Raw genomic sequence first — 16,463 nt, forward strand, 5'->3', positions numbered from 1 at the left:
TAAAAATAACGCCAAAGCCAGTCGCCACGCACTTTCAGACATTTAAGCATAATTTCTGTAATAGATGTTTGAAATTGTGACATAGTGCAAAATCAGACACACAAAAACCCTGCTTAGCTTGCATAAAAGCCCTTTCTGGCCGACCTTATATCTATTAATTACGAAGCGCAAAAAAAATCGTTTTCCCCTATTTTCACACAGTGAAGTGACTAGCTTATGTTGATTCCGTCCAAATTAAGTCGTCCGGTTCGACTCGACCATACGGTGGTTCGTGAGCGCCTGTTGGCTAAACTTTCTGGCGCGAACAATTTCAGGCTCGCCCTGATAACAAGTCCCGCTGGTTATGGAAAAACAACGCTCGTTTCGCAATGGGCGGCGGGGAAAAATGAATTAGGCTGGTACTCCCTGGACGAAGGCGATAACCAGCAGGAGCGCTTTGCCAGCTATCTGATTGCCGCTATCCAGCAGGCGACCGGTGGGCACTGTACAACCAGCGAAGCGATGGTGCAAAAGCGTCAGTACGTCAGCCTGACCTCGCTCTTTGCGCAACTGTTCATTGAACTGGCCGAGTGGCATCGCCCGCTTTATCTGGTCGTGGATGATTACCACCTGATCTCTAATCCGGCCATCCACGAAGCCATGCGTTTCTTCCTTCGCCATCAGCCTGAGAATCTCACGCTGGTCGTACTGTCGCGTAATTTGCCGCAACTGGGCATTGCTAACCTGCGCGTGCGCGATCAGTTACTGGAGATAGGCAGTCAGCAACTGGCGTTTAACCATCAGGAAGCCAAACAGTTCTTCGATCGTCGTTTGTCCTCACCTATCGAAGCGGCGGAAAGCAGTCGCATGTGCGATGACGTCGCTGGCTGGGCAACCGCGTTACAGCTGATCGCGCTTTCAGCCCGCCAGAATAATCATTCTGCGCATCAGTCGGCACGACGCCTTGCCGGAATCAACGCCAGCCATCTGTCCGATTATCTGGTCGATGAAGTTCTCGACAGCGTGGACATTGGCACGCGGCACTTCCTGTTAAAAAGCGCCGTTCTGCGTTCAATGAACGATGCGCTGATTGCCCGGGTTACCGGGGAAGAAAACGGTCAAATGCGGCTGGAGGAAATTGAGCGCCAGGGGTTGTTCCTGCAACGGATGGATGACACCGGCGAATGGTTCAGCTATCACCCGCTGTTCGGCAACTTTTTACGCCAGCGCTGCCAGTGGGAACTGGCGACGGAACTCCCCGAAATCCACCGCGCCGCCGCAGAAAGCTGGATGGCGCAAGGCTTCCCGAGCGAGGCCATCCACCATGCGCTGGCGGCAGGCGACGCCCATATGCTGCGCGATATCCTGCTCAACCATGCATGGGGGCTGTTTAACCACAGCGAACTGGCGTTACTCGAAGAGTCGCTAAAAGCCCTGCCGTGGGAAAGCCTGCTGGAGAACCCACGCCTGGTGCTGTTACAGGCCTGGCTGATGCAAAGTCAGCACCGCTACAGTGAAGTTAACACCCTACTGGCGCGCGCTGAGCAGGAAATGAAAGGCGATATGGAAACCACCCTGCATGCGGAATTTAATGCCCTGCGTGCACAGGTGGCGATTAACGACGGTAACCCCGACGAAGCTGAGCGTCTGGCAAAACTGGCGCTGGATGAACTCCCCATAGCCTGGTATTACAGCCGTATTGTCGCGACGTCAGTGCACGGTGAAGTCCTGCACTGTAAAGGCGACCTCACGCTCTCGCTGTCCTTGATGCAGCAAACAGAGCAAATGGCGCGCCATCATGACGTCTGGCATTACGCACTCTGGAGCCTCATCCAACAAAGTGAGATTTTGTTTGCCCAGGGCTTTTTGCAGGCCGCCTGGGAGACTCAGGAAAAAGCGTTCCAGCTGATTAAAGAGCAACACCTGGAACAGTTACCCATGCACGAGTTCCTGGTGCGCATCCGGGCGCAACTGTTGTGGGCATGGGCACGTCTTGATGAATCCGAAGCCTCTGCTCGCAGCGGCATCGAACTGCTTTCCACGTTCCAGCCGCAGCAGCAGCTGCAGTGCCTGGCGTTACTGGTTCAGTGTTCGCTGGCTCGGGGCGATCTGGATAATGCGCGCAGCCTGCTCAACCGCCTGGAAAACCTGCTGGGTAACGGACATTATCACAGCGACTGGATTTCCAATGCCGATAAAGTCCGCGTCATTTACTGGCAAATGGTCGGCGACAAAAATTCAGCCGCCAACTGGCTGCGCCACACACCAAAACCGGAGTTCGCTAATAACCACTTCCTGCAAAGCCAGTGGCGCAACATCGCCAGAGCGCAGATTTTATTGGGTGAATTTGAGCCCGCCGAAATCGTACTCGAAGAGTTAAACGAAAATGCGCGCAACCTGCGGTTGATGAGCGATCTGAATCGTAACCTCCTGCTTCTCAATCAGTTGTACTGGCAGGCCGGACGCAAAAATGATGCGCAGCGCGTGTTGCTTGATGCGCTGCAGTTAGCGAACCGCACCGGGTTTATCAGCCACTTTGTTATCGAAGGTGAAGCGATGGCGCAGCAGTTGCGTCAGCTGATTCAACTCAATACCCTGCCGGAACTTGAGCAGCATCGCGCGCAGCGTATTTTGCGTGAGATTAACCAGCACCATCGCCATAAATTCGCCCACTTTGATGAAGGCTTCGTCGAGCGTCTGCTGACTCACCCGGACGTGCCGGAACTGATCCGCACCAGCCCGCTGACCCAGCGAGAATGGCAGGTTTTAGGTTTGATTTATTCCGGTTACAGCAACGAACAGATCGCCGGAGAGCTGGCCGTCGCCGCAACAACCATCAAAACGCATATTCGCAACTTGTACCAGAAACTCGGCGTCGCGCACCGCCAGGATGCCGTGCAGCAGGCGCAGAGGCTGTTGAAGATGATGGGCTACGGCGTGTAATGTTCTGCCCGGTAGCGCTGAAGCTTACCGGGCCCGCAGACGACCTAGCACAGCTCTAACTGAATATGGTGGTCAGCAATCACCTGCATCACACCGGCAGGCGGTAAGGTGTCGGTATAGACGGCATCCACCAGGCTAATACTACCCATGTTAACCATCGCATTACGCCCAAACTTCGAATGATCCACCACCAGCATCACGTGGCGTGAATTTTCAATAATGGCGCGTTTGGTGCGAACCTCGTGGTAATCAAATTCCAGCAATGAGCCATCACTGTCGATGCCGCTAATCCCTAAGATGCCGAAATCCAGGCGGAACTGAGAGATAAAATCGAGGGTCGCTTCGCCCATAATGCCGCCATCACGACTACGAAGCTCGCCACCAGCGAGAATAATGCGGAAATCCTCTTTCGCCATCAGCGTGTTGGCCACATTGAGGTTGTTGGTCACAATGCGCAAGTTACTGTGATTCAGCAGCGCATGCGCCACCGCTTCCGGCGTTGTGCCAATATCAATAAACAGCGTGGAACCGTTAGGGATCTGCGTGGCCACCTTACGGGCAATACGCTCTTTTTCCGCTGTCTGCGTCGCTTTACGGTCATGCCACGGGGTGTTGACCGAGCTGGATGGCAACGCCGCGCCGCCATGGTGGCGCAAAATCATGTTCTGATCGGCCAGATCGTTAAGATCCCGACGAATCGTCTGCGGGCTGACGGAGAAATGTTCCACCAGCTCCTCGGTGCTGACGTATCCCTGTTTTTTTACCAGTTCAATGATCGCGTCATGTCGTTGTGTTTGCTTCATTATTGTTCCCTGAAAATTTAGAATTCGTCTATCAGGCGTTATCGTTGCAGGCCGTTTGGGCATGGCCAGCGCGCAGAAACCGCAGCGTACTTACGGTACGTGAGGATTTCGAGCACTGCCCAAGCTCACACGGGCAAATAAGATAGCCTGTAGGCGGATTTCTACATTCGTTTTCGCACATGAATAGTATCAACAAATGCCATTGCCAGACCGACGGCCAGCCCGGCGATATGCGCGCCGTTCGCCATCGACATGCCGAACAAATCAAACCAGCCAGCAACAATCCAAATCAAAGCAAAAATGATCAAACCGCGCTGCAAGAAAATGCCACTTTGCGGATCGCGCTCGCCGCGCAGCCATACATAGCCCATCAGGGCATAGACCACACCGGACAACCCGCCAAACCACGGGCCGCTAAATTTTTGCTGCACATAACCGCTCAGCAGCGCGCTGATAACGGTAATAACGATGAGCTTCCCGCTGCCCAGACGTTTTTCTACCGCCCCGCCCAGATACCACCACCACAGCAGGTTGAACAGAATATGCATCAGTGAGAAGTGCATAAAAGCGTGGGTGAAATAACGCCAGAATTCAAATTTCAGCGTTGGGTCAAACGGCCACGCCAGCCATAACATGACCGTCTGATCGCCCACAACGTTCATGGCGATAAACACCAGCACGCACGCTGCCATCACCACCCAGGTCACCGGACCGGCACGCTCGCGCAGCGTGGCAAGAAATGGAAAACGTTGATAGCGCAGACCGCTGCCTGTCTGACCCGATTGCCAGCTGGCGGCCAGATAACGCGGGTCTCCCGGATTTTCCAGAAAACGGGCCAGCTCAGCCTGCACACGTTCGGCCTGGGACTCATCCGCGAGCCAGACATCCGTTTGGTGATGTTGTTGAATCGTCAGAATAACGCCCTGGGTCGCCATGTAATCAACAAATGCCTGCGCCACGCGGGGGTTAGCAAAAGAGGTAATCATCAACATTGTTGCTGTCGCTTATTCCACACAAAAGAGGACAGTATATATACCCTGCTCGTTTCAGGCTGCATCTTTGTTATACCCGGCCGGATTCACACTGCAGGGTATCGCTTACGAACCAAACGCCACTTCTGCCGGAAAATGTCGATGCCAGGCATCAAAACCGCCATCAACGCTGTAAACCGCATCATAGCCCTGCTGCAGCAGGTACTGCGCCGCACCTTTACTGCTGTTACCGTGGTAACACATCACCATCACGGCGGTATCAAAATCGTGGTCACGCATAAATGACCCCAGCGTGTCGTTCGTCAGATGAAACGCCTGAGGCGCATGGCCCATTGCGTAACTTTGCGGATCGCGGATATCCACCAACACCGCCATTCCGTGCAGTAATTTCTGATGGGCTTCTTCGACATTGATACATTCAAACTGATCCATGGTGCTCTCTTTTTCTTTTTGCGCAGGTAACCAATAGTACCCACCAGTGTACGTTGCCAGTACAGGTAAACGCCATAATGTTATATGTATCACTGTAAATTGTTTATCCGATGTTACCAATGGCGCGATTCTTTGCTATTATGCTCGATAACGAACATTATTGAGCTATAACGAAAGTGCAAGAGGCCAGCATGGAAACCAAAGATCTGATTGTGATAGGTGGAGGCATCAACGGTGCCGGTATCGCGGCAGATGCCGCTGGACGCGGTTTATCCGTGCTGATGCTGGAAGCGCAAGATTTAGCCTGTGCGACCTCCTCCGCCAGCTCCAAACTCATCCACGGTGGCCTGCGCTACCTGGAACACTACGAGTTTCGCCTGGTAAGCGAAGCGCTGGCCGAACGTGAAGTGCTGTTGAAAATGGCGCCACATATTGCCTTCCCAATGCGCTTTCGTCTGCCCCATCGCCCGCACCTGCGTCCGGCCTGGATGATCCGTATTGGTCTGTTTATGTACGATCACCTGGGCAAACGCACCAGTTTGCCAGGTTCAACCGGTTTGCGTTTTGGCGCAGATTCTGTGATGAAACCCGAGATTGTGCGCGGTTTCGAATATTCTGACTGCTGGGTTGACGATGCGCGTCTGGTTCTGGCAAACGCCCAGATGGTGGTGCGCAAAGGTGGGGAAGTCTTAACCCGTACCCGCGCCACCTCCGCACGCCGCGAAAACGGTCTGTGGATTGTCGAAGCAGAAGATATCGATACCGGTAAAAAGTACACCTGGCAGGCGCGCGGTCTGGTCAACGCCACAGGGCCGTGGGTAAAAGAGTTCTTCGACGAGGGCATGCACTTGCCATCGCCATACGGTATCCGCCTGATCAAAGGCAGCCACATTGTGGTACCGCGCGTACATACCCAGAAACAGGCTTACATCCTGCAAAACGAAGACAAACGTATTGTTTTCGTTATCCCGTGGATGGATGAGTTCTCGATTATCGGGACCACCGACGTCGAGTACAAAGGCTCCCCGAAAGCCGTGAAAATTGATGAGAGTGAAATCAATTATCTGTTGAAGGTCTACAACGCACACTTTAAGAAACAACTCGGTCGTGACGACATCGTCTGGACCTACTCAGGCGTACGTCCGCTGTGCGATGACGAGTCCGACTCTCCGCAGGCCATCACCCGTGATTACACGCTGGATATCCACGACGAAAATGGCAAAGCGCCGCTGCTCTCCGTCTTTGGCGGCAAGCTGACGACCTACCGTAAGCTGGCGGAGCACGCGATGGAAAAACTGTCGTCGTACTATCAGGGGATCGGCCCGGCATGGACCAAAGAGTGCACCCTGCCGGGTGGCGACATTGGCGGTGACCGTGAAGATTACGCGGCAAAACTGCGCCGCCGTTATCCATTCCTGACCGAGTCGCTGGCGCGTCATTATTCACGTACCTATGGCAGTAACACCGAATGGATCCTCGGCGAAGCGACCTCACTTGAACAACTGGGTGAAGACTTCGGTCATGAGTTCTACGCTGCGGAGCTGAAGTATCTGGTCGATCACGAATGGGTACGCCGTGCCGACGATGCCCTGTGGCGTCGTACGAAAGAAGGCATGTGGCTTAACGCCGAGCAGCAGTCCCGTATGACCCAGTGGCTGGCTGAATACGTGGAAAAGCACCAGCTTTCACTGGCATCGTAAGAAAGAGACCGACAGAGAGCAAAAAGGCCCGGTAACGCTACCGGGCCTTTCTTTATGGCAACCGCAATTACAATCGCACGGAATCAATATGCCAGATGCTTTCGGCGTATTCTTTGATTGTTCTGTCGGATGAGAAATAACCCATGTTAGCGATGTTAATCATCGACTTCGTGGTCCACTCTTCCGGGCGACCATACAGTTCATCAACCTTATCCTGGCAGTCCACATAGCTGCGATAATCCGCCAGCACCTGGTAATGGTCACCAAAGTTGATGAGCGAGTCCACCAAATCACGATAGCGCCCCGGCTCCTCAGGACTGAAGACGCCGCTGCCAATTTGCGTCAGAACCTGATGCAGTTCTTCATCTTTCTCGTAATATTCACGCGGTTTGTAGCCTTTCCTGCGTAAGGCTTCCACCTCTTCCGCTGTATTACCAAAGATAAAGATATTCTCTGCACCCACATGCTCCAGCATCTCGACGTTGGCACCGTCCAGCGTACCGATGGTCAGCGCGCCGTTCAGCGCAAATTTCATGTTACTGGTCCCGGAGGCTTCCGTCCCGGCCAGAGAAATTTGCTCAGACAGGTCGGCGGCAGGAATGATCACCTGCGCCAGGCTGACGCTGTAGTTCGGGATGAACACCACCTTCAGTTTGTCGCCAATCTGCGGATCGTTGTTGATCACTTTAGCCACATCGTTAATCAGGTGGATAATGTGTTTCGCCATGTAATAGGCCGACGCCGCTTTACCGGCGAAGATATTCACACGCGGTACCCACTCGGCCTCAGGGTCGTCCTTAATGCGGTTGTAGCGCGTGATCACATGCAGCACATTCATCAACTGGCGTTTGTACTCGTGAATACGCTTGATCTGCACATCAAACAGCGATTTCGGGTTCACCACCACGTTAAGCTGCTGGGCGATGAGCGCAGCCAACCGTTTTTTATTCTCCAGTTTCGCCTGACGCACCGCGTGATTCACCAGCGGGTAATCACAGTGCTGCTCAAGTTCACTTAACTGACTGAGATCGGTTCGCCAGGTACGGCCAATATTCTCATCCAGTACATCGGAGAGCGACGGGTTCGCCAGCGCCAGCCAGCGACGCGGCGTCACGCCGTTGGTCACGTTGCAGAAGCGCGTTGGGAAAATCTTCGCAAAATCAGCAAACAACGACTGCACCATCAGGTTGGAATGCAGCTCTGAAACACCGTTAACCTTGTGGCTCACCACCACAGCCAGCCATGCCATACGCACGCGACGACCGTTGGATTCATCGATGATCGACGTCCGCCCCAGCAGACCGGTATCATTGGGATACTGTTCCTGCAACGTCTTCAGGAAGTAGTCGTTGATCTCAAAGATGATTTGCAGATGGCGCGGCAGAATTTTGCCCAGCATATCCACCGGCCAGGTTTCCAGCGCTTCGCTCATCAGCGTATGGTTGGTGTAAGAGAAGACCTGGCAGCAGACCTCAAACGCGTCGTCCCAGCTAAATTTGTGCTCATCGATCAGCAGGCGCATCAGCTCCGGGATCGACAGCACCGGATGGGTGTCGTTAAGGTGGATGGCAATTTTATCGGCCAGGTTATTGTAGGTTTTGTGCAGTTGGTAATGACGACTCAGGATGTCCTGCACCGTGGAGGAGACCAGGAAGTATTCCTGACGCAGCCGCAGCTCGCGCCCCGAGTAGGTGGAATCGTCCGGGTACAGCACGCGGGACACGTTCTCGGAGTGGTTTTTATCTTCCACCGCCGCGAAGTAGTCGCCCTGATTAAATTTACCGAGGTTAATTTCGCTGCTGGCCTGAGCGCTCCACAGACGCAACGTGTTGGTCGCATCGGTGTCGTAACCCGGGATAATCTGGTCATAAGCCACCGCCAGGATCTCTTCGGTCTCGATCCAGCGCGTTTTCTTACCTTCCTGCTGAATACGGCCGCCAAAGCGCACTTTGTAGCGCGTATTGTGGCGTTTGAACTCCCACGGGTTGCCATATTCCAGCCAATAATCCGGTGACTCTTTCTGTCGGCCATCGACAATGTTCTGTTTGAACATGCCGTAGTCATAGCGAATACCGTAGCCGCGTCCCGGCAGCCCTAACGTCGCCAGGGAATCCAGGAAGCAGGCCGCCAGACGCCCGAGACCACCGTTACCGAGGCCCGGGTCATTTTCTTCGTCGATCAGGTCTTCGAGATCCAGACCCATACCTTCCAGCGCATTTTTCACATCGTCATAAATTCCCAACGATAACATGGCATTGGAAAGCGTGCGGCCGATCAGAAACTCCATCGACAGGTAATAAACCTGGCGAGTTTCCTGGGACAATTGCGCACGATTAGAACGCAACCAGCGCTCCACGAGGCGATCGCGCACCGCGAACAACGTGGCGTTAAGCCACTCATGTTTATTGGCAATGACCGGGTCTTTGCCAATCGTGAACATCAGCTTGTAGGCGATGGAATGTTTCAGAGCCTCGACGCTGAGTGTGGGCGATGCATAAGTAAATGGAGCATTCATATAGGTGATTCCTGGATATCTATTTCAAGCGATAGTAAAGCTCACGGTAAGACTTCGCCGCGACTTGCCAGCTAAAATCCATGGTCATGGCCTGGCGTTGCACGAACCGCCAAAGCGAAGGCCGGGACCACAATACGAAAGCACGCCGGATCGTGCGTAGCAGCGACCAGGCATTACTATCTTCAAATACAAACCCACTGGCGATGCCGTCCGCCAGGTTCTCCAGCGAACTGTCAGACACCGTATCAGCCAGCCCACCGGTGCGCCGCACCAGCGGCAACGTGCCGTACTTCAATCCATACAATTGCGTTAGGCCACACGGCTCAAAGCGACTGGGAACCAGAATCACGTCGGCGCCCCCCATAATGCGGTGCGAGAAAGCTTCGTGATAGCCAATCTGCACCCCCACCTGGCCTGGGTGTTCCGCCGCTGCGGCCAGGAAACCTTCCTGCAACACCGGATCGCCCGCGCCGAGCAACGCCAGCTGTCCACCCTGCTCTAACAGCCCCGGCAGCGCTTCCAGCACCAGATCCAACCCTTTCTGGCTGGTCAGGCGGCTCACTACAGCAAACAGCGGCACTTTATCGTTAACCTTAAGTCCCATCGCAATTTGTAGCTGGCGCTTGTTCTCTGCTTTATCTTCCAGCGTGTCGCGCGTGTAACGCGATGCCAGCAGCAGATCGGTTTCCGGGCTCCAGATATTTTCATCGACGCCGTTCAGCACGCCGGAAAGACGTCCTTCGCGATGACGCTGCTGCAATAATCCTTCCATTCCGTAGGCAAACTGCGGTTCCGTAATTTCCCGCGCATAGGTCGGGCTCACCGCCGTAATATGGTCGGCGTAGTACAGCCCTGCCTTCAGGAAAGAGATCTGCCCGTTAAATTCCAGACCGTGCACATTAAAGAAGGACCATGGCAATTGGATGTCATCCATATGCTTTGCATAAAACATGCCTTGATACGCCAGGTTGTGTACGGTAAACACTGATTTCGCCGGATGGCCGCGCGCCGCCAGATACGCGGGTGCCAGCCCGGCATGCCAGTCGTGCGCATGCACCACATCCGGGCGCCAGAATGGGTCAAGACCGCAGGCCATTTCACATCCGACCCACCCCAGCAATGCAAAACGCTGTACGTTATCGGTGTACGCAAACAGGTTAGTGTCGTGATACGGGCTACCAGGACGGTCGTAGAGATGCGGCGCGTCAATCAGGTAAATGCCGACGCCGTTGTAATGCCCGAACAGCAGCGTGATCCTGCCGGCAAACGTATCCCGACGCGTCACAACCTGAGCATCAGGAATGCCGCGACGGATATCGGGAAAGGCCGGGAGCAGCACGCGGGCATCCACACCGTCCGCAATTTGCGCTGCGGGTAATGCGCCAATAACATCCGCCAGTCCCCCGGTTTTTAACAGGGGGAACATCTCTGAACATACGTGTAAAACCTGCATTATCGCTCCTGTTTGATCTGCAGTTTGCGCAGCATTTCACGCGTGACCAGCACAATGCCTTCCTCTGAACGGTAGAAACGACGCGCATCTTCTTCCGCGTTTTCACCAATCACCATCCCTTCCGGGATCACGCAGGCGCGGTCGATGATGCAACGACGCAAGCGGCATGAACGTCCAACCCATACTTCAGGTAACAACACTGCCGAATCAATGTTACAGAATGAATTCACCCGCACCCGCGGGAACAGAACTGACTGCACCACCACCGAACCGGAAATAATACAGCCGCCGGAAACCAGCGAGTTCAGCGTCATGCCGTGGCTGCCAGAACGGTCCTGCACGAACTTCGCGGGCGGCAGTGATTCCATATGCGTGCGGATGGGCCAGTCCTGGTCATACATGTCCAGTTCCGGGGTGACTGAAGCCAGGTCGAGGTTAGCTTTCCAGTAGGCTTCCAGCGTCCCAACATCACGCCAGTACGGCTCAGATTCCGGGTCGGACTGTACGCAGGACAATGGGAAAGGATGTGCATAAGCCATGCCAGCTTCGGTAATTTTCGGGATGATATCTTTGCCGAAGTCGTGACTTGAGTTTTCATCCAGGTCATCTTCTGCCAGTAATTCATAGAGATAGTCGGCGTCGAAAACGTAGATCCCCATACTGGCGAGGGATTTTGTCGGATCGTTTGGCATGGCTGGCGGATTTGCCGGTTTTTCGACAAACTCAATAATCTTGTCGCTGTCGTCGACGTCCATCACACCAAATGCGCTGGCTTCTTCGATAGGCACCGGCATACAGGCGACGGTGCAACGCGCGCCCTTCTCGACGTGATCGATCAGCATGCGCGAGTAATCCTGTTTGTAGATATGATCGCCCGCGAGGATCACCACATATTCCGCTTTATAGCGTCGAATGATGTCCAGGTTTTGGGTGACCGCATCCGCCGTTCCGCGATACCAGTTTTCACCCTGCATTCTTTGCTGGGCGGGCAGCAGATCGACAAACTCGTTCATCTCTTCGCTGAAGAATGACCAGCCGCGCTGAATATGCTGTACCAGCGTGTGCGACTGATACTGCGTGATCACGCCAATACGGCGGATCCCGGAGTTAATACAGTTGGATAAAGCAAAATCGATAATGCGGAACTTACCGCCAAAGTGCACGGCAGGTTTGGCACGTTTGTTGGTTAAATCTTTCAGGCGGGTACCACGGCCACCGGCCAGGATCAGGGCAACAGATTTTAATGGCAGCTGGCGCGCCAACATTACACGATCGTTCTTCTCTAAACTCACCATGACTAACTCCTTTTTATCTTCTCTGGAACACACACAGTCCGTGCGCAGGTCCCTGCCAGACAGCCGTAAGCACCGGATTATCCTCTCCGGCAAATGGAGGAATGGCGTGCCATTCCCCTTCAGGTAAAACGATATCTGTCACCTCAAGCGTGGCGTTCATCGCAATCAGAAAACGCGCTGAAAGCAGGATTTGCATCTGCTTCGGCCCGTTTTGCCACTCATCCGCACTTAAGGGGTGTGCATTTTTGTTCAACCAACGGACGTTGCCATCACCTTCTTCCCACCAGCGATCGTCTGTTAACGCGGGGATCTGCCGGCGAAGATGAATCAAGGCAGCGGTAAACGTGGTTAACCCACTGTTTGCCTGCTGCCAGTCCAGCCAGGTTAAGGCGTTGTCCTGGCAGTAAGCGTTATTGTTGCCGTGCTGGCTATGACCATGCTCATCGCCCGCCAGCAACATCGGCGTCCCCTGAGAGAGCAACAGCGTCGTTAACAAGGCATGAATGCTGTCGCGCCGCCGTTCAATGATGTCCAGCGTGCCGCCTAATCCTTCTTTACCATGATTGTCACTGTAGTTATTGCTGGTGCCGTCCCGATTTTCCTCGCCGTTCGCTTCATTGTGCTTATTTGTGAAGCACACACAGTCACGTAGCGTAAAACCATCATGCGCCGTCACCAGATTGACCGTGGCGCTGGGGTGGCGACCATTGCGCTTAAACATGTCGCTGGATGCCGCAAAACGCCCGGCAAACTCCCCTAATGAGAGATTACGCTGCAGCCAGAAGCGTCGGCTCGCATCGCGGAAATGGTCATTCCACTCGGCAAACAGCGGTGGGAAATTCCCCACCTGATAACCGCCCTCACCGATATCCCACGGCTCTGCAATCAGCTTGACGCGTGAGAGCAGCGGACAGTTTTGGATCGCAATAAACAGCGGCGCATCCTGACGAAACGCAGGTGTGCGTCCCATAACGGAGGCTAAATCAAAACGAAAACCATCCACATGGCAGGTTTCAACCCAATAACGCAGGCATTCACAGGCATATTCCACCACGCCGGGATGGCTCAGATTGAGGGTGTTACCACAGCCGGTCCAGTTGTAGTAATCACCGTCTTCCCTAATCCAATAATAGCTACGGTTATCAATTCCGCGCAGCGAGAAGACCGGCCCCTCGAGATCCAGCTCAGCGCTGTGATTCAGGACAATATCGAGAATGACCTCAATGCCCGCTTTGTGCAGCGCTTTCACCGCATCACGAAACTCATCAAGCGCGCGCTCCGGCGTATGGGCATAGGCCGGGTGCAGTGCGAACATCGCCACCGGGTTGTAACCCCAGTAGTTCGACAGACCCAGCCGCTGAAGACGCGGTTCGCTGGCGAAATGCGCCACCGGCAGCAGCTCCAGGGCGGTAATGCCGAGGCGTTTGAAATAGTCGATCATGACCGGATGACCGAGCGCCTGGTATGTCCCGCGGATCGCTTCCGGGATCTCGGGGTGCAGATACGTCAACCCTTTGACATGCGCTTCGTAAATCACCGTGTTTCCCCACGGTGTGCGCGGTGGCGTATCGTCCTCCCAGTCATAATGGTCGGACACCACCACGCATTTGAGGGCAATCGCCGCGTTATCATGATGATCCGGCTCGTCATCGCCACCGTGCAGCAGTGGGTTATCTTTCAATTCGCCTTCTACCCGACGCGCATAAGGGTCAATCAGCAGTTTCGCCGGGTTAAAGCGATGCCCCTGACGGGGCTGCCACGGCCCATGCACCCGATAACCATAACGCAGGCCAGGCCTGGCATCGGCCAGATAGCCATGCCAGACATCGCCGCTACGCCCCGGCAGGTCATAGCGGCATTCGCAGCCTTGCTCATCAAATACGCATAACTCGACGCGCTCGGCGTGGGCAGAAAACAGTGTGAAATTGACGCCATGGCCGTCATAGGTTGCGCCATGGGGGGTGGCGTTGCCGGTTGCCGGTTGCGTCATCACCCCTCCCGCACCAGCCAGATCGTTGCCAGCGGCGGCAGCGTGAGGCTCAATGAATGCTGGCGACCGTGGCTGGCGATTTCATCGCTGTGCACCGCGCCGCCGTTACCGGTATTGCTACCGTGATAATGCATAGAGTCTGTGTTGAGGATCTCACGCCACTTGCCTGGCTGATTGATGCCGAATCGGTAGCCGTGGCGGGGTACAGGCGTAAAGTTACTGGCGACAATAATTTCGTTGCCCGCTTTGTCCCGGCGAACAAAAATCAGCACCGAACGTGCGTTGTCGTCCACCACCAGCCATTCGAATCCATACCCGTCAAAATCCAGTTCGTGCAGCGCTTTATGGTGGCGGTAGGTGTGGTTCAGATCGCGCACCAGACGTTGTACGCCGTGGTGCCAGTTATCGCCCCCTTCCAGCAAATGCCAGTCGAGGCTGGCGTCGTGGTTCCATTCCCGTCCCTGCGCAAACTCATTGCCCATAAACAGCAGTTTCTTACCGGGGAAGGCCCACATCCAGCCATAGTAGGCGCGAAGATTGGCAAACTTCTGCCATGCATCGCCCGGCATGCGGTCGAGAATCGATTTCTTGCCATGAACCACTTCGTCATGTGACAGCGGCAGGACAAAGTTTTCGGTGTAATTGTACAGCATGCCGAAGGTCAGCTTATCGTGGTGATACTGACGATAAACCGGATCCAGCTTCATGTAGTCGAGCGTGTCGTGCATCCAGCCGAGGTTCCACTTGTACCAGAACCCCAGGCCGCCCATATCCTGCGGTCTGGATACACCGGCAAAGTCTGTAGACTCTTCCGCCATGCTCACCGCGCCGGGAGACTGCTCGCCCAGAATACGGTTGGTATTACGCAAAAACTCGATGGCTTCGAGGTTTTCGCGACCGCCAAATTCGTTAGGAACCCATTCCCCTTCTTTGCGGCTGTAATCGCGATAAATCATCGATGCCACGGCATCCACGCGTAGCGCGTCAATGCCAAAACGTTCAATCCAGTACAGGGCATTGCCCACCAGATAGTTGCTGACTTCACGGCGACCATAGTTGTAGATCAGCGTATTCCAGTCCTGGTGATACCCTTCGCGCGGGTCGCTATGCTCATACAATTTGGTGCCGTCAAATTCGGCCAACCCAAAGTCGTCGGACGGAAAATGGCCCGGCACCCAGTCGAGAATGACGTTCAGCCCCGCCTGATGCGCGGCATTTACAAAATAGCGAAAGTCATCGCGCGTACCGAAACGACGCGTCGGCGCGTACATCCCCGTCGGCTGGTAACCCCAGCTTCCATCAAACGGATGCTCGTTAATGGGCAGCAGTTCGAGATGGGTAAAGCCCATCCACTTCACGTAGGGAATCAGCTGATCCGCCAGTTCGCGGTAGCTCAGCCAAAAATTATTGTCCGTATGGCGACGCCAGGAGCCAAGATGGACTTCATAGATAGAGATCGGCGCATCAAACTGGTTGGCTTTTTTGCGCTCCTCGGTTTGCACCACTTTTTCCGGCAAGCCGCAGATGAGTGACGCTGTCTCCGGGCGCATTTGCGCTTCGAAAGCGTAAGGATCGGCTTTAATTCTCAGCTTACCGTTAGCATCGATCATCTCGTATTTGTACAGCTGACCATGCTGTGCGCCGGGGATAAACAGCTCCCAGATACCACTCTCTTTACGCAGGCGCATCGGGTGGCGGCGACCATCCCAGTAGTTGAATTGCCCAACCACCGAGACTCGCTGTGCGTTCGGCGCCCAGACGGAGAAACGCGTACCGGTTACACCGTCCATGGTATCGGCATGAGCACCCAGCGTTTCATACGGACGCAGGTGGGTGCCTTCTGACAGTAACCAGGCATCCATATCCTGAATCAGAGGACCAAAACGGTAAGGATCATCAATCAGATTCTGCTGTCCATGCCAGACAACCGCCAGCTGATAGCGAAAGAAATTTTTACGACGGGGAAGTACTGCACAGAAAAAACCGCGAGAGTCGAGGCAATCCAGCTTGCCGACTTTGCGTCCGGTTTTGGGTTCGATCACCCACACTTCGGTGGCGTCAGGTAATAGGGCGCGGACTTCAAGTCCCGCTTCAGTTTGGTGCATACCGAGTACGGAAAAAGGATCCGCAAAATGGCCTGCAATTAGCGCATTAATCACGTCTCTATCGATACGAACGGACATGGTTGTCATCCTGTTTTATGGTGTCACCCCTTCCAACTGATTTTCGACATCAGGCAGCGACACTTTTTTTGACCTGAACGGCGCAGCACAATTGTGCATCCTCTCTGCGTCGTCCCACTTTCAGGCAACAACTTAATACCTCCGGTATTAAGTCACCCTTAAAGAATAGCCAATGCTT

The 16,463-nt window shown here is 54.4% G+C and carries 10 protein-coding genes; 2 read left to right on the top strand and 8 right to left on the bottom strand.

Going from position 1 to position 16,463, the window contains the following annotated elements:
* Nucleotides 1–216: 216 nt before the first annotated feature.
* A complete protein-coding gene (gene malT, locus N7268_RS04040; RefSeq protein WP_260861858.1) occupies nucleotides 217–2,922 on the top strand; it encodes an HTH-type transcriptional regulator MalT in 2,706 nt (901 codons plus the stop codon).
* 44 nt (nucleotides 2,923–2,966) lie between these two features.
* Here the strand turns inward: malT and N7268_RS04045 are convergent, their stop codons facing one another.
* The 3 genes from N7268_RS04045 to glpE form a co-directional block, all read right to left on the bottom strand.
* Nucleotides 2,967–3,725, bottom strand: coding sequence for a DeoR/GlpR family transcriptional regulator (locus tag N7268_RS04045; protein ID WP_260861859.1), 759 nt, complete (start codon nucleotides 3,723–3,725; stop codon nucleotides 2,967–2,969).
* A gap of 161 nt (nucleotides 3,726–3,886) precedes the next feature.
* Nucleotides 3,887–4,717, bottom strand: coding sequence for a rhomboid family intramembrane serine protease GlpG (glpG, locus tag N7268_RS04050; RefSeq protein ID WP_260861860.1), 831 nt, complete (start codon nucleotides 4,715–4,717; stop codon nucleotides 3,887–3,889).
* 105 nt (nucleotides 4,718–4,822) lie between these two features.
* Entirely contained in the window at nucleotides 4,823–5,149 is a 327-nt protein-coding gene (glpE, locus tag N7268_RS04055; protein WP_045448476.1) for a thiosulfate sulfurtransferase GlpE, read from the bottom strand.
* Nucleotides 5,150–5,340: 191 nt separating this feature from the next.
* Here glpE and glpD point away from each other — a divergent pair, with 191 nt between their 5' ends.
* Nucleotides 5,341–6,849: a glycerol-3-phosphate dehydrogenase gene (gene glpD / locus N7268_RS04060; protein ID WP_260861861.1), complete on the top strand. Its 1,509-nt coding sequence runs from the start codon at nucleotides 5,341–5,343 to the stop codon at nucleotides 6,847–6,849.
* A gap of 67 nt (nucleotides 6,850–6,916) precedes the next feature.
* On the opposite strand, the gene glgP is transcribed toward glpD, so the two are convergent.
* Genes glgP through glgB form a run of 5 tightly spaced genes read right to left on the bottom strand, consistent with a single transcriptional unit; the run spans nucleotide 6,917 to nucleotide 16,285 of the window.
* Nucleotides 6,917–9,364, bottom strand: a complete 2,448-nt coding sequence (glgP, locus tag N7268_RS04065; RefSeq protein ID WP_260861862.1) for a glycogen phosphorylase — start codon at nucleotides 9,362–9,364, stop codon at nucleotides 6,917–6,919.
* 19 nt (nucleotides 9,365–9,383) lie between these two features.
* A complete protein-coding gene (glgA, locus tag N7268_RS04070) occupies nucleotides 9,384–10,817 on the bottom strand; it encodes a glycogen synthase GlgA (protein WP_260861863.1) in 1,434 nt (477 codons plus the stop codon).
* The gene (gene glgC, locus N7268_RS04075) at nucleotides 10,817–12,112 is read right to left on the bottom strand and encodes a glucose-1-phosphate adenylyltransferase (RefSeq protein ID WP_198907060.1); all 1,296 of its coding nucleotides are present in this window, start codon (nucleotides 12,110–12,112) and stop codon (nucleotides 10,817–10,819) included. The genes glgA and glgC overlap by 1 nt, the downstream gene beginning before the upstream one ends.
* Before the next feature lie 13 nt (nucleotides 12,113–12,125).
* Nucleotides 12,126–14,102: a glycogen debranching protein GlgX gene (gene glgX / locus N7268_RS04080; protein ID WP_260861864.1), complete on the bottom strand. Its 1,977-nt coding sequence runs from the start codon at nucleotides 14,100–14,102 to the stop codon at nucleotides 12,126–12,128.
* Entirely contained in the window at nucleotides 14,102–16,285 is a 2,184-nt protein-coding gene (gene glgB, locus N7268_RS04085; RefSeq protein ID WP_260861865.1) for a 1,4-alpha-glucan branching enzyme, read from the bottom strand. The genes glgX and glgB overlap by 1 nt, the downstream gene beginning before the upstream one ends.
* Nucleotides 16,286–16,463 lie beyond the last annotated feature (178 nt).

Origin of the sequence: Citrobacter sp. Marseille-Q6884, assembly GCF_945906775.1 — a bacterium.
Taxonomy (GTDB): domain Bacteria; phylum Pseudomonadota; class Gammaproteobacteria; order Enterobacterales; family Enterobacteriaceae; genus Citrobacter.

What these genes read in the sequence shown, in the direction of transcription:
- malT (WP_260861858.1), top strand. Translation starts at nt 217, where the DNA reads ATGTTGATTCCGTCCAAATTAAGTCGTCCGGTTCGACTCGACCATACG.
- N7268_RS04045 (WP_260861859.1), bottom strand. Translation starts at nt 3,725, where the DNA reads ATGAAGCAAACACAACGACATGACGCGATCATTGAACTGGTAAAAAAA.
- glpG (WP_260861860.1), bottom strand. Translation starts at nt 4,717, where the DNA reads ATGTTGATGATTACCTCTTTTGCTAACCCCCGCGTGGCGCAGGCATTT.
- glpE (WP_045448476.1), bottom strand. Translation starts at nt 5,149, where the DNA reads ATGGATCAGTTTGAATGTATCAATGTCGAAGAAGCCCATCAGAAATTA.
- glpD (WP_260861861.1), top strand. Translation starts at nt 5,341, where the DNA reads ATGGAAACCAAAGATCTGATTGTGATAGGTGGAGGCATCAACGGTGCC.
- glgP (WP_260861862.1), bottom strand. Translation starts at nt 9,364, where the DNA reads ATGAATGCTCCATTTACTTATGCATCGCCCACACTCAGCGTCGAGGCT.
- glgA (WP_260861863.1), bottom strand. Translation starts at nt 10,817, where the DNA reads ATGCAGGTTTTACACGTATGTTCAGAGATGTTCCCCCTGTTAAAAACC.
- glgC (WP_198907060.1), bottom strand. Translation starts at nt 12,112, where the DNA reads ATGGTGAGTTTAGAGAAGAACGATCGTGTAATGTTGGCGCGCCAGCTG.
- glgX (WP_260861864.1), bottom strand. Translation starts at nt 14,102, where the DNA reads ATGACGCAACCGGCAACCGGCAACGCCACCCCCCATGGCGCAACCTAT.
- glgB (WP_260861865.1), bottom strand. Translation starts at nt 16,285, where the DNA reads ATGTCCGTTCGTATCGATAGAGACGTGATTAATGCGCTAATTGCAGGC.